Consider the following 19,036-nt stretch of genomic DNA (forward strand, 5'->3'; position numbering starts at 1 on the left):
GGAGAGCTTCCCATGCCTCGTCAGTCGCGGCGGGTGAGGCCCGCGCGCAGCGCGCAGAGGAGCTGCGCGGTGGCCGGCTGCACCTGCCCGGCGCAGGTCAGCGGGCGCGGGAAGGGCACCCGGAGGTCGCGGTGCCCGGACGCGCCCTCGATGCGCAGCCGGTAGCCGAAGCGGTCGAGGCCCAGCGGCCGCACCCGCTCCCCCGCCGCGACCGGCACGCCGCTGCGGGCGACGGCGCTGCCGAGCAGGGCCAGCACCTCCGGGTGGTCGACGTCGAGGTGGCGCAGCATCCGGTCCTCGACGGCGGCCACCGGGTCGGGGCGCGCCGCGACGTAGTCGGCGGGCGAGATCTCGGCGCACCCGCCGCCCTCACGCAGCACCACCTCGGCGAGGTCGAGCCGCAGCAGGGTGGCCGCGCCGCCGACGTCGAGCAGCGCCTCCTCGGGGCGCACGTCGGCGAAGGAGACGGCGGCCGCGCGCCGGTCGGCCTCGGGAACGGGGGTCAACCAGCCCGAGAGCCACAGGGTCGCGCGCACCGGGTCGCGCAGCGGCACCGGCGACCGGTCGCTGACCATGAGCAGCGCGCTGACGTCGCGGTCGGGGGCGGCCTCGAGCGCCGCGGCGACCTCGCCGTCGCCCGGCACGAGCACGAGCACCTGCCCGGCGGCGGTGGTGGCGTGCGCGATCGGGCGGCTCGGGTCGCGACCGGCCACGCACACGGCGGCCGCGGCGCGGGTGGCCACCGTGCGGGCGCGCTCGGGAGCGGCGGCGAGCGACGGCGCCTGCGGACCGTGCGTGGTGGTCATGGCTCCCCCTCGGGTCGAGTTAGGGCAGCCTAACCACATCCGCACCCGCGTGGACAGCCGTCACCCGCGGGAGTTCACCGCCACCGCCCGCCGGAGGTTGCGGCGCACGAGCAGCGGGAGCAGCGCCACGTTGCCCACCGCGCCGGCGGCCAGCAGCAGGAGCAGGAACGACACGGGCCCGGCGTCGAGCACCAGCGCGAGGACGACGCCGGCCAGCACGCACAGCCCGGCCAGCGCCAGGACGACGGCGGCGGCGCGGTCGCGGCCGGCGTGGCGGGCGTGCTGCTCGTCGACGGTGGCGAGGGTGCTGCCGGCCCAGTCGGCGGCGGCCGGGCGCAGCGGCGCCGGCGCGGGCCGTCCGCGGGTCACCGCCTGCTGCACCGCGTCGGCGTCGGCCGGGGCGAGCCGGTGGCGGGCGACCACCTCGGCGCGCAGGTCGCGGCCGGCCGGCCCGCGCAGGTCCGCCCAGAACCGGCGCCCGGCCAGCGACCAGGCCAGCAGCGGCAGGGCGAGCGCGACGAGCAGGAGCAGCACGAGGGCGAGGGGCACCCGACGATCATGACGGGTGTCCGGCGCCGCCCGGCCCGGTCAGCCGGCGAGCAGCGGGCGCAGGTGCGCGTGCGCCCAGCCGGCGAGGGTGCCGGGCGTGGTGGTGAGCGCGGTGCGCGGCTGCTCGGGCACGAAGCCGCCGGCCAGGCCCTGTGACATCCCGACGACGGCGTCGGCCTGCCGGGGCGTCAGCCCGGCGCCGAGCAGCATCCCGCGCAGGTCGTCGGCGGCCACGTGCTCGGCGCGGACCTCCCGGCCGACCGCCGCGCCGACGACCGCCGCCACCTCGGTCCAGGTGAGGTCGGCCGGGCCGTGCACGGCCTGCACCTGGCGCCCGGTCCAGCCGCCGGCGAGCACGCGGGCGGCGGCGACCTCGGCGACGTCGCGCGGGTCGACCCAGGGCATCGGGCGGTCGAGCGGGAACGGCGTCGTCAGCACCCCTCCGTCGCACAGCGCGTCGACGTCCATGAGCAGGTTGGTGGTGAAGTAGCCGCAGCGCAGGTGCAGGACGGGCGCGCCGGTGGCGTCGAGCGCCTGCTCGACGCGGGCGAGGCCGTCGATGTCGCCCGCCCCGCCGCGCAGCTCGGCGCCGACGCTGCTCTGGAAGACCGTGCGCCCGATCCCGTGCTCCCGGACCGCGCGGGCGGCCTCCTCGCCCAGCGCGGCGGCCGCGGCCACCGGGTCGTCCGCGCCGGTGGGCGGGACGACGAGGTACAGCGCGGTGGCGCCCTCGGTGCCGCGCAGCAGGGCGCCGGGCTCGGCGAGGTCGATGGGGACGGCGTCGACCAGCGGCCGCAGGCCCCCGGGCAGGCGGGCGGGGTCGCGCAGCAGCACCCGCGGGCGGACGCCGGCCTGCACGAGCAGCCGGGTCACGTGCGCGCCGACGTTCCCGGTGGGCGTGGTCACCACGATCGTCATGACCGGGGTCTACCGGGCGGCACCGACAGGTCGGCGCGGCCGGGAACGGACGCCGTCAGACGCGGTCGTCGTCGTCGAAGGGGACGTCGGCCTCCTGCTCGAGCACGTCGGCCTCGTTGGCGTCGAGGTCGCCCACCGAGCGGGGGCTGCCCGCCTGGCCGGGCGCGGTGGCCAGCTGCTGCTCGAGCGCGTCGGCCTCGTTCGCGTCGACGTCGCCCACCGGTCCGGCGTCGCCCGCGCCCGCGGGGCCCGCCGGCTCGAGGAGGGCCTCCTGCTCGGCGCGGTCGGCGTCGCTGGCGCTGCCGGGGTCGGTCACGGGTCCTCCTCGGTTCCGGGTGGGTCGCCGCCCATCCTGCCGCGCGCCACCCGGAGCGGCAGCCCCGGCGGCGAGCGGGTGACCGGCAGGTGTCGGCGTGGCAACATCGGTCGGGTGAGCGCGGTCGCCGACTGGGAGTACGCGCCGCTGCGGATCCCGCCGGGCACGTCCCGTTCCGCAGCGGCGACCATGCTGAGCCTCCAGGCCGACGTCGGCGGGTGGGAGCTCGCGCGCCTGCAGCTGCACGCCGACGGCACCCGCCAGGCCGTGCTGCGGCGCCGCGCCCGGCTGTCCTACCTGCCGATGCCGGTCACCTGAGCCCTCAGGGCACCAGCACCACCTTGCCGACCGTGCCGCGGGAGGCGATGGCGGCGAGCGCCCGCGGCGCCTCCTCCAGCGGCAGCACCTGCCCGACCAGCGGGTCGACGGCGCCCTCGCCGACGAGCCGCACCAGCTCGTCGTGGGCGTGGGCGACGACCGCCGGGGCCCTCCGCCGGTACAGCGCCCAGTGCAGGCCGACGACGCTGTAGTTCTTGACCAGGGCGTGGTTGGCCGGCGCCTCGGGGATGCGGCCGCTGGTGAACCCGACGACGAGCAGCCGTCCCTCGAAGGCGATGCAGCGCCGCGACCGGTCGAACACGTCGCCGCCCACCGGGTCGTAGACGACGTCGGCGCCCTCACCGCCGGTGAGCTCCTTGACGACCGCGACGAAGTCCTCGGCGGTGTAGTCGACCACGTGGTCGGCGCCGAGCTCGCGGCACACCTCGGCCTTGTGGGCGCCGCCCGCGGTGGCGATGACCGTGGCCCCGGCCGCCTTGCCGAGCTGGATCGCCGCGGACCCGACGCCGCCCGCGCCGGCGTGCACGAGGAGCACCTCGCCCGGCTGCAGGTGCGCGCGGTGGTGCAGGCCGACGTGCCCGGTCTGGTAGGTGATCCACATCGCCGCGGCCTTCTCGTCCGACAGCGCGTCGGGCACCGGCAGCGCGTCGCGGGCGTCCATGAGCGCGTACTTCGCGAAGGCGCCCGGGCCGCCGGCCGGCGGGCCGATCACCCGCCGTCCGTCCTCGGTCTCCCCGCACAGCTCCATGCCCGCCGTGTACGGCAGCGGCGGGCGCTCCTGGTACCTCCCCTGCGCCATGAGGACGTCGGGGAAGTTCACGGCGGCGGCGCGGACGCGGACCAGCAGCTGCCCCTCGCCCGGCACCGGCCGCTCGACGTCCTCCAGCCGCAGCACGTCGGCGGGCTCGCCGAGCTCGTGCACCCGCCAGGCGCGCATGCGCCCGGTCACCGCATCGACGGCGGCCGGAGGGCCTCCGGGACGACGGCGGTGTCACCGGTCGGCGTCCTCGCGCTGGGCACGCCCTTGAACTTGTAGGGCACCGTGCCGACGCCGGGCTGGATGACGTAGGCGGCGCCGGGCTCCCCGCCGGTCCAGGCCATGACCATCGCGTCGGCGACCTCGGCGGCGGGGATCACCGGGAAGCTCGCGGCCTCGAACTCGTGGCGGATGCGGTCGATGATCGCGGTGTCGGCGAAGCCGGGACAGATCGCGGTGATGGTGATGCCGTCGCGGGTCAGCCGCGGCGCCATCGAGCGGACGAAGGCGATCGCCCCGCCCTTGGCCACGCTGTAGCCGGGGTCGGTGGCCATGGGCGAGAGGCCGGCGAGCGAGGCGGTCACCACGATGGCGCCGCCGCCGGCGCGCGCGATCGCCGGGCGGGCGGCCTGCACGCCGTAGACGACGCCGAACAGGTCGATCTCCACCACGCGCATGAACTCGTCGAGGTCGAGGGCGTCGTCGCTCTTGGCCGCGGAGATGCCGGCGTTGAGGTAGGCGGCGTCGAGCCGGCCGTGCTCGGCCTCCACCTGGGCGACGACGGCCTCGTTGGCCGCGCGGTCGGCGACGTCGAGGGCGACGAAGGACGCGCCCAGCTCCTGCGCCACCGACCGGTTGCGCTCGGTGTCGAGGTCGGCGGCGACGACGGTGACGCCGCGGTCGCGCAGCTTGGTCGTGAGGGCGCGGCCGAAGCCGCCGGTGCCCCCGGTGATCAGCGCGACGGAACCCGGGCCGGGAGGTGTGGGAGAGGTCACCCCGGCATCACACCATGCCTTCCCGGATGCCTCCTCCGACGCCTCCCGGGACGCCCGCCGGGACGGCCAGCGCCCGGTCGACGGCGGCGGTGACGTGCAGCCGGGCGGAGGGCAGCAGCGGCACCGGGGAGTCGTCGGGGCCCAGCAGCAGCTCCAGCTCGGTGCAGCTCAGCGCCACGGCCTGCGCGCCGCGGTCGGCGAGCCGCGCCACCACCGCGCGCAGCTCGGCCCGGGTGCCGTCGGACAGCACGCCGCGGCACAGCTCGCCGAAGATCGCGGCGTCGACCCGCTCGACGTCGTCGTCCGGCGGGGTGAGCACGGTGAGCCCGCGCGCGGCCAGCCGGTCGCGGTAGAAGGGCTCGCGCACCGTGCCGGCGGCGCCGAGCAGGCCGACCACCGGCCCGGGGGCGGCGTCGGCCACCGCGTCGGCGATGTGCAGGAACGGCACGGTGAGCGCAGCCTCGATCGCCGGGGCCACCTTGTGCATGTAGTTCGTGCACAGCAGCACCAGGTCGGCGCCGGCGTCCTGCAGCGCCCGCGCCTCGGCGGCCAGCAGCGCCGCGGCGTCGTCCCAGCGGTCCTCCACCTGGCAGGCGCGCACGGCGCGGAAGTCGAGGCTGCGCACCAGCAGCGAGGCGCTGGCCAGGCCGCCGAGCCGGTCGCGGACCAGCTCGTTGGCCACCCGGTAGTACAGCGTCGTCGACTCCCAGCTCATCCCGCCGAGCAGTCCGATCGTCTCCATGCGCCCAGGCTGGCGGCCGGCGACCTCCCTCACCAGACCGCGGGATCGACCACCGGACCCAAGCGCTGCTTGGATGTCGGCCGTGGACTCCCGCCGCCTGCTCGTGTTCCGCGAGGTCGCGCACGCGGGCTCCCTGTCCGGCGCCGCCCGGGCGCTGGGCTGGACCCAGCCGGCGGTGAGCCAGCAGGTGAGGCGGCTGGAGGCCGAGACCGGCACGCCGCTGGTGGTGCGCGAGGGCCGCGGCGTGGCGCTCACCGAGGCCGGGCGGCGGCTGCTGCGGCACGCCGAGGCGATCGCCGACCGGCTGGCGGCCGCCGAGCAGGACATAGCCGCGCTCACCGGGCTGGCCGGCGGGACGGTGCGGGTCGCCGCGTTCCCCACGGCGGCCGCGGTGCTCGTGCCGCCGGCGCTGGCCGCGCTGCGCGAGCGGGCGCCCGCCCTGGAGGTGCACTTCGCCGAGCTCGAGCCGCCGGAGGCCGAGGCCGCGGTACGCGAGGGCGCCGCCGACCTCGCCGTCGTCTTCCGGCACGAGGACGACGGCGACGACGTCCCCGGCGACCTGCTGCGCGAGCCGCTCACCCGCCACCCGGTGCAGGCCGTCGTCCCGGCCGGGTCGCCGGTGCCGGCGTCGCTGGCCGACCTGCGGGAGGAGCCGTGGATCGCCGGCTGCGCGCGCTGCCGCCGGCACCTGCTGCGGTGCGCGCGGCGGGCCGGGTTCGCCCCCGACGTCCGGTTCGCCACCGACGACCACGTGGTGGTGCAGCGGCTGGTCGCGCGCGGGCTCGGGGTGGCGCTGCTGCCGAGCTGGGCGCTGGCGGTCAGCGCGCAGCCGGGCGTGGCCGCCGTCGACCTCCCCGACGTCGACGGGCGGGTGGTGGAGACCCTGGTGCGGCCCGACGCCCGGCGGGTGCCCGCCGTCGCCGCGGCGCTGGAGGCGCTGCGGGCGGCCTGCTGAGGGTCAGGCGCCGCGCAGGAACCGGTCGAGCACCCGGACGCCGAACCGCAGCGACTCCACCGGCACCCGCTCGTCGATGCCGTGGAAGAGCGAGGCGAAGTCGAGGTCGGCGGGCAGCCGCAGCGGGGAGAAGCCAAAACAGCGCATGCCGAGGCGCTCGAAGCTCTTGGCGTCGGTGCCGCCGCTCATGGTGAACGGGACGGGGCGGGCGCCGTCGTCCTCGGCCTTGAGGGCGGTGACCATGAGGTCGACGAGCGGGCCGTCGAACGTCGTCTCCACGGCCTGGTCGTGGACGATCCACTCCCGCTGGATGCCCTCGCCGATGAGGCCCGCGAGCTGGCGCTCGAACTCCTCCTCCTGCCCGTGCAGGAAGCGGCCGTCGACGGTGGCGCTGGCGGTGCCGGGGATGACGTTGGTCTTGTAGCCGGCGTCGAGCATCGTGGGGTTGGCGGTGTTGCGCAGCGCCGCGCCGATCATCCGGCTGATGCTGCCCAGCCGGGCGAGCGCCTCCTCCGGTGAGTCGGGGTCGATCTCGATGCCGTAGGCGTCCTCGACGGCGGCGAGGAACTGGCGCATCGGCGGCGTCAGCACGGTGGGCAGCCGGGCCGAGCCCAGGCGCGCGACGGCCTGGCACAGGCGGGTGACGGCGTTGTCGTCGTGGACGAACGAGCCGTGCCCGGGCTTCCCGCCGGCGGTCAGCCGCATCCAGGCGAGGCCCTTCTCGGCGGTCTGCACGAGGTAGAGGCGCAGGTCGTCGCGGACGGTGATGGAGAACCCGCCGACCTCGCTGATCGCCTCGGTGCAGTCGGCGAACAGGTCGGGGTGCTCGTCGACCAGCCAGCGGGCGCCGAGCTTGCCGCCGGCCTCCTCGTCGGCGACGAAGGCGAGCACGATGTCGCGCGGCGGCTGCACGCCGGTGCGGGCCCAGTCGCGCACCAGCGCCAGGACCATCGCGTCCATGTCCTTCATGTCGACCGCGCCCCGGCCCCAGACGTAGCCGTCGCGCTCCTCGCCGGAGAACGGGTGCACGCTCCACTCGGCGGGGTCGGCGGGGACGACGTCGAGGTGGCCGTGCACCAGCAGCGGCGGGCGGCTGCTGTCGCTGCCCGGGATGCGGGCGACCAGGCTGGCCCTCCCCCGCTCGGACTCGAGGATCTGCGAGCCGATCCCGACCTCGTCGAGCTTGCCGGCGACCCACTCCGCGGCCGCGCGCTCGCCGGCGCTGGTCGAGGTGTCGCCGGTGTTGGTGGTGTCGATCCGGATCAGCTCGCCGAGCAGCTCGGCGACCTCGGACTGCGCCTGCTCGGGTCCTCGCTCCACCCGCGCGAGCCTACGGGCCCGGCTCAGCCGGCGAGCAGGTCGAACAGGGCGTTGCCGCCGAGCACGCCCGCGGCCGCGCAGACGGCGTAGCCCGCCCACCACCACGCCCGGCGGGTCACCGGCCGGCCCCCTCGCCCAGGGTGGCGGCCTTCGCCGCACGGAACTCGGCGTCGGTGAGCGCGCCGGAGGCGTGCAGGGCGGCGAGGCGCTCGAGCCGTCCGGTGAGGTCTCGGGGGTCGTCGCCGCCGGGCAGGTCGGGCGCGCTGCTTCCCCGGGACGGGCGGTGGTCCCGCAGGTGCGGGAACGTCGTGACGACGGGCGGCGGCCCGGCCTGTGCGCGGCGGGTGCGGCGGGACCCGCGCCAGGCGCTCAGCAGGAGGAGCAGCGGCGCGGCGCCCATGAGGACGAAGACGACGCCGCAGATCAGGTAGCCGAGGCTGATGTCGCCGGCGCCCGCGGGCGGGTCGGCGCCGTCGCGGAGGAACTGCCAGCCGAGGGTGAGGAACAGCGCCGGCCAGCCGAGCAGGACCGGGTTCGGCGCCTGCGCGCGCAGGGCGCCCCACCAGGTGCCGCCGAGGAACAGCGGCACGAGGACGAACAGCAGGCCGATCGTGGCGCCGGTGCCGTCGGGGCAGGGCTGGGCGGAGACGTAGGGGCCGCCGTCGGCGCACGACCCGCCGACGGCGGTGACCGACCGCATGAGGCGCCAGAGCAGGGTGACCGCCGCGGCCCCGGCGGCGACGCCGACCCCGAGGACGACGGCCCCGGTGACGCGGCGCGCGGACCAGGCGGGCGGGGCGTCCGGCGGGGGCACGGCGGGCAGGCTAGGGGCGCGGGCGTCCCTGCGGGAGGGGGTCGGGCCCCCGACACGGCGGGGTACCCCTGCGGGCCGGCGCGACCCGTCGGGTAGTCTCTGTCTCGCACTCGTCCGGGTGGCGGAATGGCAGACGCGCTAGCTTGAGGTGCTAGTGCCCTTTATCGGGCGTGGGGGTTCAAGTCCCCCCTCGGACACAGCACCGCCCCGGTGTTCCTGCACGTCAGGAGCCCGGGGCGTTCTCGTTCCCCTCGGAACGCGGCCGTACAGCCGGCTGAGACGCCCGGCCGCGTTCCTGACCGCCGGCTGCCACGGAGGCCTTCCCCAGGGTCGGAACCTCCATCGGGACCCCGTGACGACGTGGACGGTCTCCACGGCGTCGGGGCGACGTCCCTGATCTGGTTCCCTGATGACGATGACAACCCCGGTGGCGGCGACACGGACGACCACATCGACCTCGTCGGCCACCCGCGACGTCTCGGACGCCGCGCTCGCCGACGAGCTCGCCGCCCGGCTGCCGGCCGGCGCCGTGCTGACCGACCCCGAGGTCGTCGCGAGCATGAGCCACGACCAGGCGGCGTGGGCGCCCCACGGGCGGCCCGCTGCGGTGGTCCGCGCCACCTGCACCGACGAGGTCGTCCACGTGGTGCGGACGTGCCTGCGCCACGGGGTCCCGGTCGTCGCCCGTGGTGCCGGCACCGGGCTCTCCGGCGGGGCGAACGCGGTCGACGGCTGCGTCGTCGTGTCGCTCGAGCGGATGGACCGGGTGCTCGAGGTCAACCCCCTGGAACGCCTCGCCGTCGTGCAGCCCGGTGTCGTCAACGACGTGCTGCGCGAGACGGTGGCCGGGCACGGCCTCTGGTACCCCCCGGACCCGGCGAGCTCCCCCTGGTCGACGATCGGCGGCAACGTGGCGACCAACGCCGGGGGCCTGTGCTGCGTCAAGTACGGCGTCACCCGCGACTACGTCCTCCAGCTCGAGGTCGTCACCGGCCGCGGCGAGGTCGTCCGGCTCGGCCGGCGCACCGCCAAGGGCGTGGCGGGCTACGACCTGATGGGCCTCGTCATCGGGTCCGAGGGCACGCTCGGCATCGTCACCGAGGTCACCGTCCGCCTGCGCCCCCTGCCCGCCCCGGCCGTGACGGTCGCCGGCTTCTTCTCCTCCGTCGTCGCTGCCGGCGCCGCCGTGCGGGCCGTGGGCGAGGCCGGCCTGGTGCCGTCCGCGTTGGAGCTGGTCGACCGGCACTGCCTGCGCGCCGTCGACGAGTGGAAGAACATGGGCCTGGCCACCGAGGCCGAGGTCGTCCTGCTGGGTCGGTTCGACGAGCCGGGCGAGCTCGGCGAGGGCCTCGCCGAGCAGATGGTCGGCTGCTTGCGCACCGCCGGCGCCACCTGGGCCGAACGCTCCACCGACGAGGCCGAGGCCGAGGCGCTGTTCGCCGCGCGGCGCCTCGCCTACCCCGCGCTCGAACGCCTGGGGCCGGTCCTCACCGAGGACGTGTGCGTCCCCAAGGAGCAGGTGCCCGAGATGCTGGCGCGCATCGAGCGCACCGCGGTCCGACGGGACGTCGTCATCGCGAACATCGCCCACGCCGGCGACGGGAACCTGCACCCGCTGCTGGTGACGCCCCCGGGCGACGAGGACGCCCGGGTCCGCGCCGAGGCGGCCTTCGACGACATCATCGCCGACGCCCTCGCGCTCGGGGGCACCGTGACCGGCGAGCACGGCGTCGGTCTGCTCAAGCGCGACGGCCTCGCCGCCGAGCTGTCCCCCGAGGTCCTCGCGATGCACCGCGCCGTCAAGGCCGCCCTCGACCCCGCCCACCTGCTCAACCCCGGCAAGGTCTTCTCCTCGTCCCCGGCCTCGCCGGGAAGCGCGTCGTGAGCGCCACGTCCGAGGTGGTCGAGACCGCGGCCGGGCCGTTCGAGGTGCTGACCCGGCCCGGCACGACCGAGCCGGTGCTCGCGGTGCACGGCGTGTCCAGCAACAACCGGCTGTGGTCGTGGGTCCTCGACGCCGCGCCGGAGGTGAGCGTGGTGGCCCCCGACCTCGCCGGCCGCGGCGGGACGCCGGCGCGGCCCGGCCCGTCCTCGGTGCCCGCGCGCGCCGAGCAGCTCGTGGCCCTGCTGGACGCGCTGGGGCTCGACCGGGTCCACCTCCTCGGCATGTCGCTGGGCGGCTTCGTCGTCACCGAGCTCGCCGCCCGGCACCCCGACCGCGTCCGCACCGTCACCCTGGTCGACGGTGGGCTGCCGCTGGAGTTCGGCGAGCAGGGACCCCCGCCGGCGGGAGCACTGGCGCCGAGGGTGCGCGCGCAGTACGCCGCCGACCGGGTCTGGGCGGACGAGGCGGCGTACCTCGAGCACTACCGGGGCAGCGTCGCACCGCTGACAGGGGCCGACGACCCGCGCATGCGAGCCCTGGTGGCGCACGACCTCGCGGCGGTCGACGGCGGGCTGGCGGTGCACCGCGACCTCGAGACGGTGGTCGACGACGCGGTCTCGGTCTTCGCCTCCGGGGCTCCGGCCGAGGCTCTCGCCGCCGTGCGGGCGCCGATCAGGCTGGTCCACGCGCCGTGGAGCACCGGGGCCGGTTCGGCGCCGATGTACGCGTCCGCGCACGTGGCCCGCCTGGTGGCCACGACCCCGTCCCTCGTCTCCGCCGAGCTGGTGGACGGGGTCGATCACGCGGCGATCGTCATGACCGACCACGGCGCGTCGGCCTGTGTCGCGGCCCTGCGCGCCAACCTGGGGTCGTGAGCCGGGCGGGAAGGCGTCGGGCGGCCGCGCACGGCTGACGGCGGTCCGCCCGCACTGATGGATGGACGTCTCCCCCGTCCGGAGGTGGGTTCCGTGGAGAGGTTCCCCATCGTGCCGCCGGGTCGAGGTGCCTAGCGTCACAGCGGAGGCGGCGACGAGCCGGCCCGGACCAGGAGATCACCCACGACATGACGACGAGCGAGTTCCCCACCACCGTCCTGCCGGGCGAGCCGACCGAGGCGGCCCCGGCACCCGCGACCCGGATGCGCCGGATGTCGTTCGGGCTCCTGCTGGTCTACGTCGCGATCCTCGCGGTCAACTCGGGGGGCAACGGGATCCTGCTGCCGAACATCGTGGCGGGGATCGACGAGGCCGGGAAGATCGGCAACCTCGCGATCGTCACCACCGTCGCCTTCGTGGCCAACATCTTCGCCCAGCCGGTGGCCGGCGCCCTGTCCGACGCCACCCGGTCGCGCTTCGGCCGCCGCACGCCGTGGATGGTGGGTGGCGCCCTGCTGACGAGCGGGTTCCTCGTGGGCCTGCCGATGGCGCAGTCGGTGCTCACCGTCGCGCTGGTGTGGCTCGTCGTCCAGGTCGGCGTCAACGCCCTGCAGGCGGCCGCGACGGCCGTCGTGCCCGACCGCTACCCCGCGGCCCGCCGCGGCGGCGTCTCCGCGATGATCGGGGTCGGCATCATCATCGGCAACGCGGTCGGCGTGGCCGTGGCCGGCAGCACCGCCACCCGGGGCGCCCTCCCCTACGTCGTCCTGGCCGGCCTCGTCCTCGTCATCGTCGGCGCCTTCGTCGTGGTCAACCGCGACGAGCCGAGCACGCACCTGCCCCGCGAGCGCACCGGTGCCCGGGAGTTCCTGCGCGGGTTCTGGGTCAGCCCCCGCCGGCACCCCGACTTCGCCTGGGCCTTCTTCTCCCGCTTCCTCATGGTGATCGGGTTCTACGGCGCCCAGACCTACGGCCTGTACATCCTGCGCGACTACATCGGCCTCGGTGACGAGGAGTCCAACTCCTTCGCCGCCACGATGGGCGTCGTCCTGCTCGTGGGGGTCCTGGTCTCGGCGTCCGTCAGTGGCTGGCTCTCGGACCGCGTCGGCCGGCGCAAGCCCTTCATCGTCTGGTCCTCGGTCGTGATGGCGATCGCCCTGGCCGTCCCCCTCGTCGTGCCGACGACGACCGGCATCCTGGTCTACGCCTTCCTGCTGGGCCTGGGGTTCGGGACCTACATCTCCATCGACCTCGCCCTCATGACCGAGGTGCTGCCCGCCCGCATCGGCGGGGGCAGCGCCGGGCGCGACCTGGCCATCCTCGGTCTCGCCACGACCGTCCCGCAGGCTCTGAGCCCCTCGATCGCCGCCGGCCTCGTGACGCTCACCGGTGGGTACCCCGTCCTCTTCGTCTCCGGCATCGTCTTCGTCATGCTCGGCGCGGCCGCCATCCGCCCGGTCAAGGCCGTGCGGTGACGCGGCGGCGGTTCCGCCGCTGATGGGGCGCCCGGCAGCGTGACCCCCCGGTCCGGCCCGCGCGGGCGAGGATGAGGTCATGGGTGCCCACGACGCCGCGCCGCCGGTCGCCGAGCTGCGCCGCCGAGCCGACGAGCTGGTCGTCCTCAACGACCTCGCTCGTCGGCTCGCCGCGCTGCACGACACCCGGGACGTGCTCGACGAGGTGGCGCGGCAGGCCCGGCGACTGCTCGGCGTCGACGTCGCCTACATCATGCTGCTGCGCGGCGACGTGCTGCGGATCGAGGTCGTGGACGGCGCCATGGGCTCGGCGATGCGCGGCATCGAGCTCGAGCGCGGACAGGGCCTCGGCGGTCAGGTCCTGGCCTCGGGTCGCCCGCTGTGGAGCGAGAGCTACCTCGAGGACGGACGCTTCCCGCACACCGACGGCGTCGACTCGGCCGCGAGCAGCGAGCAGCTCGGCGGGATCCTGGGGGTCCCCCTCGTCGTCGGGGACGACACGCTCGGCGTCCTGCTCGCCGCGGAGCGCCGGGCCCGGGCCTTCGCCGCGCACGACGTCGAGCTCCTCGCCGGGCTCGCGGCCCACGCGGCGCTGGCCCTGCGCACGGCCGACCTCTTCGAGCGGGAGCGGGCCGCGGCGGCCGAGCTCCGGGCGGCCAACGCGACGCTGCGCGAGGTGAGCGCGAGCCGCGAGCGCGCCAGCGACCTGCGTGACGTGCTCAACGAGGTCGTGCTCCACGGCGGGGGGCTCCCGGCGGTCGTGGCGGCGCTCGACCGGTCGGCCGGCCTCGTCGTGGCGATCCGCGACCACGACGGCCGCACCCTGGCGGGCGAGCCGGTTCCCGACGGCGGGCTCGTCGTCCCCGTCGAGCTGCCGTGGGGGCACGGCGGCGACCTGGTCGCGGCCCCGACCACCGTGCCCGACGAGGAGGCCGTGCGCCTGCTCCGGATCGGGGCCACCACGGTGGCGGTGCTGCTGGCGTCGGAGCGTTCCGTCGCCGAGGCCGAGCTGCGCACGCGCGGCGAGTTCGTCCACGCCCTGCTCTCCTCCGGCGCCGACGAGGCCAGCCTGCTGCGCCGGGCCCGCGCCATCGGCATCGACCTCCACGCGGTCGTCACCGTGGCCGTCGTCGACGCAGAGCCGGCCGGAGCCGCCGCGGCCGGGGTCTTCGCCGCCCGGCTCGCCGCCGAGCTGCGCGGGTGGTCCGCCCCCCACGCCGGACAGGTCGTCGTGCTCCTCCCCGCACCCGTCGAGCAGGCACGTGCTGCCGTGGCGCGGTTGTCCGCGGCGGACGTCGCGACGCCGACCACGGGGCTGGCCGCCGGCGCGGGCGGTCCCGCGGGGGTCCGGGCGGGCCACGAGGAGGCCCGGCAGACCGCTGCTCTGCTGATCGCCCTCGACCGGGCCGGCTCCTGCGCCACGAGCGACGACCTGGGGATGTACCGGTCGCTGTTCAGCCGCTCCGGTCGCGCCGACCTCACGGCGTTCGTCCGCGCCACGGTCGGCCCCCTCCTCGACTACGACGGCGAGAGGCAGCGGGACCTGGCGGTGACGCTCGAGACCTACCTCGAGCAGGCCCGCCACCACGCGCGGACCTGCGAGGCGCTCCACATCCACGCGAACACGCTGTACCAGCGGCTCGACCGGATCACCGAGGTCCTCGGGTCGCGGTGGAAGGAGCCGGGGCGGGCCCTCGAGCTCCAGGTGGCCCTGCGCCTGCACCGCCTGATGGCCGGGCGGTCCCGCTGACCGCTCCTCGCCGGACGTCGAGGGTCTCCACCCGGGCCGCCACGGTGGGGAGGAAGTCCCCATCCCGTGCCGGCACCGGGCCCGGTTAGCGTCCGGAGCGACGCCCGGACCAGGAGAGGCAGGCGCGGTGAAGCTGGCGACGCAGGTCCAGGGTGCGGGTGCGCGCCGGGTGGCCCTGGTCCACGGGCTGGGCGGTGACGGCGCGACGTGGCGCGGGCTCACCGACCGCCTCGTCGCCGCGGGCGGCGTCACCGTCACCACGGTCGACCTGCGCGGACACGGGGCGAGCGACCGGGCCGACGAGTACTCCGTCCGCGCGTTCGCCGACGACCTCGTCGAGACCCTCCCGGTCGGGCTGGACGTCGTCGTCGGCCACTCCCTGGGGGGCTCGGTGCTCGAGCGTGCGGTCGGGCGGCTGGCACCGGCGCGCGCGGTCTACCTCGATCCCGGCTTCCGGCTCGGGCTCCCGACCGGGGGCCTGACCGGCCGGCTGTTCTGGGCCACCGCACCGGTGGGTCTGACGGTGGCCGCGCTCGCCCAGAAGTGGCGCAGCCGTGGCCGTCCTGCCCCGTCCCCCCAGGACGCGCGGCTGCGCGAGGCTGCCACCTCGCGGTTCGACCGCGGGATGGCCCTCCGCGTCTTCCGCGACGTCGCCCACGAGCCGGCGCCGGTCGCCCCGCCCGCGGTCCCCTCGACGATCGTGCTGTCGGACGACTCCCGCGCCGTGCTGCCGGACGCGACGGCGGCGCGCCTGGAGGCGCTCGGCTGGGACGTCCGGCGGGTGACGGGGGTCGGTCACGACTTCTGGCTCGAGGACGCCGACCGCACCTACGCGTCGGTGCGCGACGTGCTGCTCGGCGACGGGGCCCGCTGACGGTCCGGGGTGCAGCTCACGCCGGGGACGACGGAGGGACCTCCGCCCGCGGGAGCCGGGGAGCGAGGAAGCGGGCGGTCCGGCTCCCCGGCGCGGTGGCCACCCGTTCCGGCGTGCCGGCGGCCACGATCCTGCCGCCCTGGTCACCGGCACCGGGCCCGAGGTCGATGACCCAGTCGGCGTCGGCGACGACGTCCATGTCGTGTTCCACCACCACCACGGTGTTGCCCGCGTCGACGAGCTGGTGGAGCTGGCGCACCAGCAGCTCCACGTCAGCGGGGTGCAGCCCGGTGGTCGGCTCGTCGAGGACGTACAGCGTGTGCCCCCGCCGGGCCCGTTGCAGCTCGCTGGCCAGCTTCACCCGCTGCGCCTCGCCGCCGGACAGCTCCGTCGCCGGCTGTCCGAGGCGCAGGTAGCCCAGACCGACCTCCTGCAGCACGCGCAGGCTCCTGGCCACCGGCGCGAGGTCGGCGAGGAACTCCGTGGCCGCGTCGACGGTCAGGTCGAGCACCTCGGCGATGTTCTTGCCGCGGTGCGTGACCTCCAGCGTCTCGGGGTCGTACCGCGCACCGTGGCAGGTCGGGCAGGGCGAGTACGTCCCGGGGAGGAAGAGCAGCTCCACGGTCACGAAGCCCTCGCCCTGGCACGTGGGGCAGCGCCCCTCGGCCACGTTGAAGGAGAACCGCCCGGCGCCGTAGCCGCGCCTGCGGGCCTCCTCGGTGGCCGCGAAGAGCTTGCGCACCGCGTCGAAGAGCCCGGTGTAGGTGGCCAGGTTGGACCGGGGGGTCCGGCCGATGGCCCTCTGGTCGACGCGCACCAGACGGTCGACGGCCGCGGGCCCCTCGACCTGCACCGTCACCCCCGCGGTGTCCTGGACGAGCTCGTCCGCATCGGCGGTCGGGTCGTTCCCGGCGTCGTCGGCGCCGTCCGTGGCCGTCGCGGGGAAGCCGAGCCGCCGGGAGACGACGTCGGCCAGCACCTGGCTGACCAGCGTCGACTTGCCCGAGCCGGAGACGCCGGTGACCGCGGTGAGGACCCCGAGCGGGAAGCCCGCCTCGACGTCGCGCAGGTTGTGCCGGTCGATGCCACCCAGCCGCAGGTGCCCCGTGGGCTGCCGTCGCGGCCGCCCGACCGGCGGCTCCCGGTCGACGAGGAAGCGCCGGGTCACCGAGTCCTCGATCCGGGACAGGCCGGCGACGGGCCCGCTGTAGAGGACGCGGCCGCCCTGCTGCCCTGCCAGCGGGCCGACGTCGACGATCCAGTCGGCGCGGCGGGCCAGCGCCATGTCGTGCTCGATGACGAACAACGAGTTGCCGGCCGCGACCAGCTGGTCCAGGACCTCCAGCAGCGGTTCGGCGTCGGCCGGGTGCAGCCCCGCGGACGGCTCGTCCAGGACGTACACCACGCCGAACAGCCCCGACCGCAGCTGGGTCGCGATCCGCAGCCGTTGCAGCTCGCCCGGTGACAGGGTCGGGGTCGTGCGGTCCAGGCTGAGGTAGCCGAGGCCCAACGTGGTGAGGACCTCGATGCGGCCGAGGAGGTCCGCCGTGATCCGCGCAGCGACGTCGGTCGCCCGCGGTGCCCGGCGGAGCGTCTCGACGAGCGCGGTCAGCGGCAGGGCTGCCAGTTCGGCGATGTTGCGGCCACCGACGGTGACGGCCAGGGACTCGGGCCGCAGCCGGCTGCCCGAGCAGACCGGGCAGGTCGAGGTCTGCACGAACCGCAGGACCCGCTGCCGGATGGTCGCGCTCTTGGTGGTGGCCAGGGTGTGCAGCACGTAGGCCCGCGCGCCGGTGTACCGGCCCTGGTAGTCGCGCTGGATCTGACCCACCCCGCGGACGGGGCGCACGGTGACCTCCGGCTGCTCGTCGGTGAACAGGATCCAGTCGCGCTCGGCTCGCGGCAGGTCCCGCCAGGGCCGGTCGATGTCGTGGCCGAGCTCGACCAGGATGTCGCGCAGGTTCTTGCCGTGCCAGGCGCCCGGCCAGGCGGCGATCGCGCCGTCCCGGATGCTGAGCGACGCGTCGGGGACCAGGCTGTCCTCGGTCACCAGGTGCACCCTGCCCAGACCGGAGCACTCGGGGCAGGCGCCGGCGGCGGTGTTGGGCGAGAAGGCGTCGGAGTCCAGCCGGCCGGTCGACCCCGGCGGGTGGATGCCGGCGCGTGAGAACAGCATCCGCAGCGAGTTGGACAGCGTCGTCACGGTGCCGACGGTGGACCGGCTGCTGGGAGTGCCCCGGCTCTGCTGCAGCGCCACCGCCGGCGGCAGTCCGGTGATCTCGTCGACGGCGGGTGCGCCGACCTGGTGGATGAGCCGCCGGGCGTACGGGGCCACGGACTCGAGGTACCGGCGTTGCGCCTCCGCGTAGATCGTGCCGAAGGCCAACGAGGACTTCCCGGATCCGGAGACGCCGGTGAAGACGAACAGGGCGTCCCGCGGGACGTGGACGTCGACGTCGCGCAAGTTGTGCTCGCGGGCGCCGCGCACCCGGACGAACGGGTCCGTCGGCGAGGACGCGCGGCCCGGTTCGTCGATCACGGCTCCAGCCTGACCTGCGCCCGGGCGGGAGAGGCACGCGGGGCACCCAGCCCGGCCGGGCCGGCCGGCGTCAGCGGGCGGGGTCGACCACCGTCATCCCGGCGACCGGCGCGCGGTCGAACACCGGCAGCAGCGCGGCCGCCTCCTCGAGGCCGATCGTGCGCTCGACGAGCCGCTGGGGCTGCAGCACCCCGCGCTCGACCAGCGCCAGCATCTCGGGGTAGTCCGCCGCGGCCATCCCGTGGCTACCGAGCAGGTCCAGCTCCCAGCCGATCGCCCGCGCCATCGGCACCCGCGGGTGCCCGTCGACCGGCGGCAGCAGCCCGACCTGCACGTGCCGCCCCCGCCGGCGCAGGCTGAGGATCGAGTCGGCGCAGGTCTGCTCGCTGCCCACCGCGTCGACGGCGACGGAGCTCCCGCCGCCGGTCAGGTCCGCGACGGCGGCCGGGACGTCGCGGCCGTCGGCGGGCACCGTGTGCTCGGCGCCGAGGCCGGCGGCCACGGCGAGGGCCCCGGGGTTGCGGTCCACCGCCACCACCCGCGCTCCCAGCGAGCGGGCGATCATGACCGCGCTCAGCCCCACCCCGCCGGCGCCCACCACGGTGACCCACTCCCCCTCGCGGACCCGCGCGCGGCCGACCAGGGCGCGGTACGCGGTGGCGAACCGGCAGCCGAGCGCGGCCGCGGCGGTGTCGTCGACGGCGTCCGGGATGCGCACCAGGTTCGCGTCGGCCGCGTGCAGGGCCACGTACTCGGCGAAGGAGCCCCAGTGCGTGAACCCCGGCTGCTGCTGGTCCGGGCAGACCTGGGCGTCCCCGGCGCGGCACCACGCGCAGCGCCCGCAGCCGCAGACGAACGGGACGGTCACCCGGTCGCCGGCGCGCCAGCGGGTGACCCCCGCACCGACCTCGGCCACCACGCCGGCGAGCTCATGACCGGGCACGTGCGGGAAGACGACGTCGTCGTCGTGCCCCGCCCAGGCGTGCCAGTCGCTGCGACACACCCCCGTGGCCGTCACCTGCAGCACCACCCCGCCCGGCGGGGCTGGAGGCTCGGGCACCTCCCGGACCTCGGGCAGGGCTCGGACCGACTCGACGACCACCGCGCGCACCGCCCCAGGCTGCCAG

Annotated in this window: 18 protein-coding genes and 1 tRNA gene; 8 read left to right on the forward strand and 11 right to left on the reverse strand. The window is 76.3% G+C overall.

Features of this window, described 5'->3' with window-relative positions:
* Window positions 1-20 precede the first annotated feature (20 nt).
* The 4 genes from WA616_RS01525 to WA616_RS01540 are packed head-to-tail and all read right to left on the reverse strand — an operon-like array spanning window position 21 to window position 2,589.
* A complete protein-coding gene (locus WA616_RS01525; RefSeq protein WP_336026672.1) occupies window positions 21-806 on the reverse strand; it encodes a DUF2470 domain-containing protein in 786 nt (261 codons plus the stop codon).
* Window positions 807-866: 60 nt separating this feature from the next.
* Window positions 867-1,355 carry a hypothetical protein gene (locus tag WA616_RS01530; RefSeq protein WP_336026673.1) on the reverse strand — a complete coding sequence of 163 codons (489 nt, stop codon included), beginning with the start codon at window positions 1,353-1,355 and terminating at the stop codon, window positions 867-869.
* 39 nt (window positions 1,356-1,394) lie between these two features.
* Window positions 1,395-2,273, reverse strand: a complete 879-nt coding sequence (locus tag WA616_RS01535; RefSeq protein ID WP_336026675.1) for an NmrA family NAD(P)-binding protein — start codon at window positions 2,271-2,273, stop codon at window positions 1,395-1,397.
* 55 nt (window positions 2,274-2,328) lie between these two features.
* The gene (locus WA616_RS01540) at window positions 2,329-2,589 is read right to left on the reverse strand and encodes a hypothetical protein (protein WP_336026678.1); all 261 of its coding nucleotides are present in this window, start codon (window positions 2,587-2,589) and stop codon (window positions 2,329-2,331) included.
* A gap of 114 nt (window positions 2,590-2,703) precedes the next feature.
* Here WA616_RS01540 and WA616_RS01545 point away from each other — a divergent pair, with 114 nt between their 5' ends.
* The gene (locus tag WA616_RS01545; RefSeq protein ID WP_073419896.1) at window positions 2,704-2,907 is read left to right on the forward strand and encodes a DUF5703 family protein; all 204 of its coding nucleotides are present in this window, start codon (window positions 2,704-2,706) and stop codon (window positions 2,905-2,907) included.
* Window positions 2,908-2,911: 4 nt separating this feature from the next.
* On the opposite strand, the gene WA616_RS01550 is transcribed toward WA616_RS01545, so the two are convergent.
* Genes WA616_RS01550 through WA616_RS01560 form a run of 3 tightly spaced genes read right to left on the reverse strand, consistent with a single transcriptional unit; the run spans window position 2,912 to window position 5,422 of the window.
* A complete protein-coding gene (locus WA616_RS01550; RefSeq protein WP_336026682.1) occupies window positions 2,912-3,877 on the reverse strand; it encodes an NADPH:quinone oxidoreductase family protein in 966 nt (321 codons plus the stop codon).
* On the reverse strand, window positions 3,874-4,680 hold the full coding sequence (locus WA616_RS01555; protein WP_336026684.1) for an SDR family oxidoreductase: 807 nt from the start codon (window positions 4,678-4,680) through the stop codon (window positions 3,874-3,876). Before WA616_RS01555 ends, WA616_RS01550 begins: the two co-directional genes overlap by 4 nt.
* Before the next feature lie 7 nt (window positions 4,681-4,687).
* Window positions 4,688-5,422: an aspartate/glutamate racemase family protein gene (locus WA616_RS01560; RefSeq protein ID WP_336026687.1), complete on the reverse strand. Its 735-nt coding sequence runs from the start codon at window positions 5,420-5,422 to the stop codon at window positions 4,688-4,690.
* An 82-nt stretch (window positions 5,423-5,504) separates the two neighbouring features.
* Here WA616_RS01560 and WA616_RS01565 point away from each other — a divergent pair, with 82 nt between their 5' ends.
* A complete protein-coding gene (locus WA616_RS01565) occupies window positions 5,505-6,377 on the forward strand; it encodes a LysR family transcriptional regulator (protein ID WP_336026689.1) in 873 nt (290 codons plus the stop codon).
* 3 nt (window positions 6,378-6,380) lie between these two features.
* Here WA616_RS01565 and WA616_RS01570 read toward each other — a convergent pair whose 3' ends face one another.
* Both WA616_RS01570 and WA616_RS01575 read right to left on the reverse strand, forming a co-directional pair.
* Entirely contained in the window at window positions 6,381-7,697 is a 1,317-nt protein-coding gene (locus WA616_RS01570) for a M20/M25/M40 family metallo-hydrolase (RefSeq protein WP_336026690.1), read from the reverse strand.
* A gap of 115 nt (window positions 7,698-7,812) precedes the next feature.
* Window positions 7,813-8,511, reverse strand: a complete 699-nt coding sequence (locus tag WA616_RS01575) for an SHOCT domain-containing protein (RefSeq protein WP_336026691.1) — start codon at window positions 8,509-8,511, stop codon at window positions 7,813-7,815.
* 112 nt (window positions 8,512-8,623) lie between these two features.
* Between WA616_RS01575 and WA616_RS01580 the strand changes: the two genes are divergently transcribed.
* From WA616_RS01580 to WA616_RS01605, 6 genes are all read left to right on the forward strand, one after another.
* Window positions 8,624-8,708, forward strand: a tRNA-Leu gene (locus WA616_RS01580).
* 212 nt (window positions 8,709-8,920) lie between these two features.
* Window positions 8,921-10,396 (forward strand): FAD-binding oxidoreductase, encoded by a 1,476-nt coding sequence (locus tag WA616_RS01585; protein ID WP_336026694.1) that lies wholly within the window; start codon window positions 8,921-8,923, stop codon window positions 10,394-10,396.
* Window positions 10,393-11,271: an alpha/beta fold hydrolase gene (locus tag WA616_RS01590; RefSeq protein ID WP_336026695.1), complete on the forward strand. Its 879-nt coding sequence runs from the start codon at window positions 10,393-10,395 to the stop codon at window positions 11,269-11,271. Before WA616_RS01585 ends, WA616_RS01590 begins: the two co-directional genes overlap by 4 nt.
* Before the next feature lie 188 nt (window positions 11,272-11,459).
* Window positions 11,460-12,746 (forward strand): MFS transporter, encoded by a 1,287-nt coding sequence (locus WA616_RS01595; RefSeq protein WP_336026697.1) that lies wholly within the window; start codon window positions 11,460-11,462, stop codon window positions 12,744-12,746.
* 79 nt (window positions 12,747-12,825) lie between these two features.
* Entirely contained in the window at window positions 12,826-14,496 is a 1,671-nt protein-coding gene (locus tag WA616_RS01600; protein ID WP_336026700.1) for a helix-turn-helix domain-containing protein, read from the forward strand.
* 127 nt (window positions 14,497-14,623) lie between these two features.
* Window positions 14,624-15,370 (forward strand): alpha/beta fold hydrolase, encoded by a 747-nt coding sequence (locus WA616_RS01605; protein ID WP_336026702.1) that lies wholly within the window; start codon window positions 14,624-14,626, stop codon window positions 15,368-15,370.
* Between the two features lie 16 nt (window positions 15,371-15,386).
* Here the strand turns inward: WA616_RS01605 and WA616_RS01610 are convergent, their stop codons facing one another.
* Together WA616_RS01610 and WA616_RS01615 are read right to left on the reverse strand one after the other, a co-directional pair.
* On the reverse strand, window positions 15,387-17,909 hold the full coding sequence (locus tag WA616_RS01610) for an excinuclease ABC subunit UvrA (protein ID WP_336026703.1): 2,523 nt from the start codon (window positions 17,907-17,909) through the stop codon (window positions 15,387-15,389).
* Window positions 17,910-17,979: 70 nt separating this feature from the next.
* Window positions 17,980-19,020: an alcohol dehydrogenase catalytic domain-containing protein gene (locus tag WA616_RS01615; RefSeq protein ID WP_336026705.1), complete on the reverse strand. Its 1,041-nt coding sequence runs from the start codon at window positions 19,018-19,020 to the stop codon at window positions 17,980-17,982.
* Window positions 19,021-19,036: the final 16 nt, after the last annotated feature.

The organism is Geodermatophilus sp. FMUSA9-8, assembly GCF_037034165.1.
In the GTDB taxonomy this organism is placed as follows: Bacteria; Actinomycetota; Actinomycetes; order Mycobacteriales; family Geodermatophilaceae; genus Geodermatophilus; species Geodermatophilus nigrescens.

What these genes read in the sequence shown, in the direction of transcription:
- WA616_RS01525 (WP_336026672.1), bottom strand. Translation starts at nt 806, where the DNA reads ATGACCACCACGCACGGTCCGCAGGCGCCGTCGCTCGCCGCCGCTCCC.
- WA616_RS01535 (WP_336026675.1), bottom strand. Translation starts at nt 2,273, where the DNA reads ATGACGATCGTGGTGACCACGCCCACCGGGAACGTCGGCGCGCACGTG.
- WA616_RS01560 (WP_336026687.1), bottom strand. Translation starts at nt 5,422, where the DNA reads ATGGAGACGATCGGACTGCTCGGCGGGATGAGCTGGGAGTCGACGACG.
- WA616_RS01585 (WP_336026694.1), top strand. Translation starts at nt 8,921, where the DNA reads ATGACGATGACAACCCCGGTGGCGGCGACACGGACGACCACATCGACC.
- WA616_RS01595 (WP_336026697.1), top strand. Translation starts at nt 11,460, where the DNA reads ATGACGACGAGCGAGTTCCCCACCACCGTCCTGCCGGGCGAGCCGACC.
- WA616_RS01600 (WP_336026700.1), top strand. Translation starts at nt 12,826, where the DNA reads ATGGGTGCCCACGACGCCGCGCCGCCGGTCGCCGAGCTGCGCCGCCGA.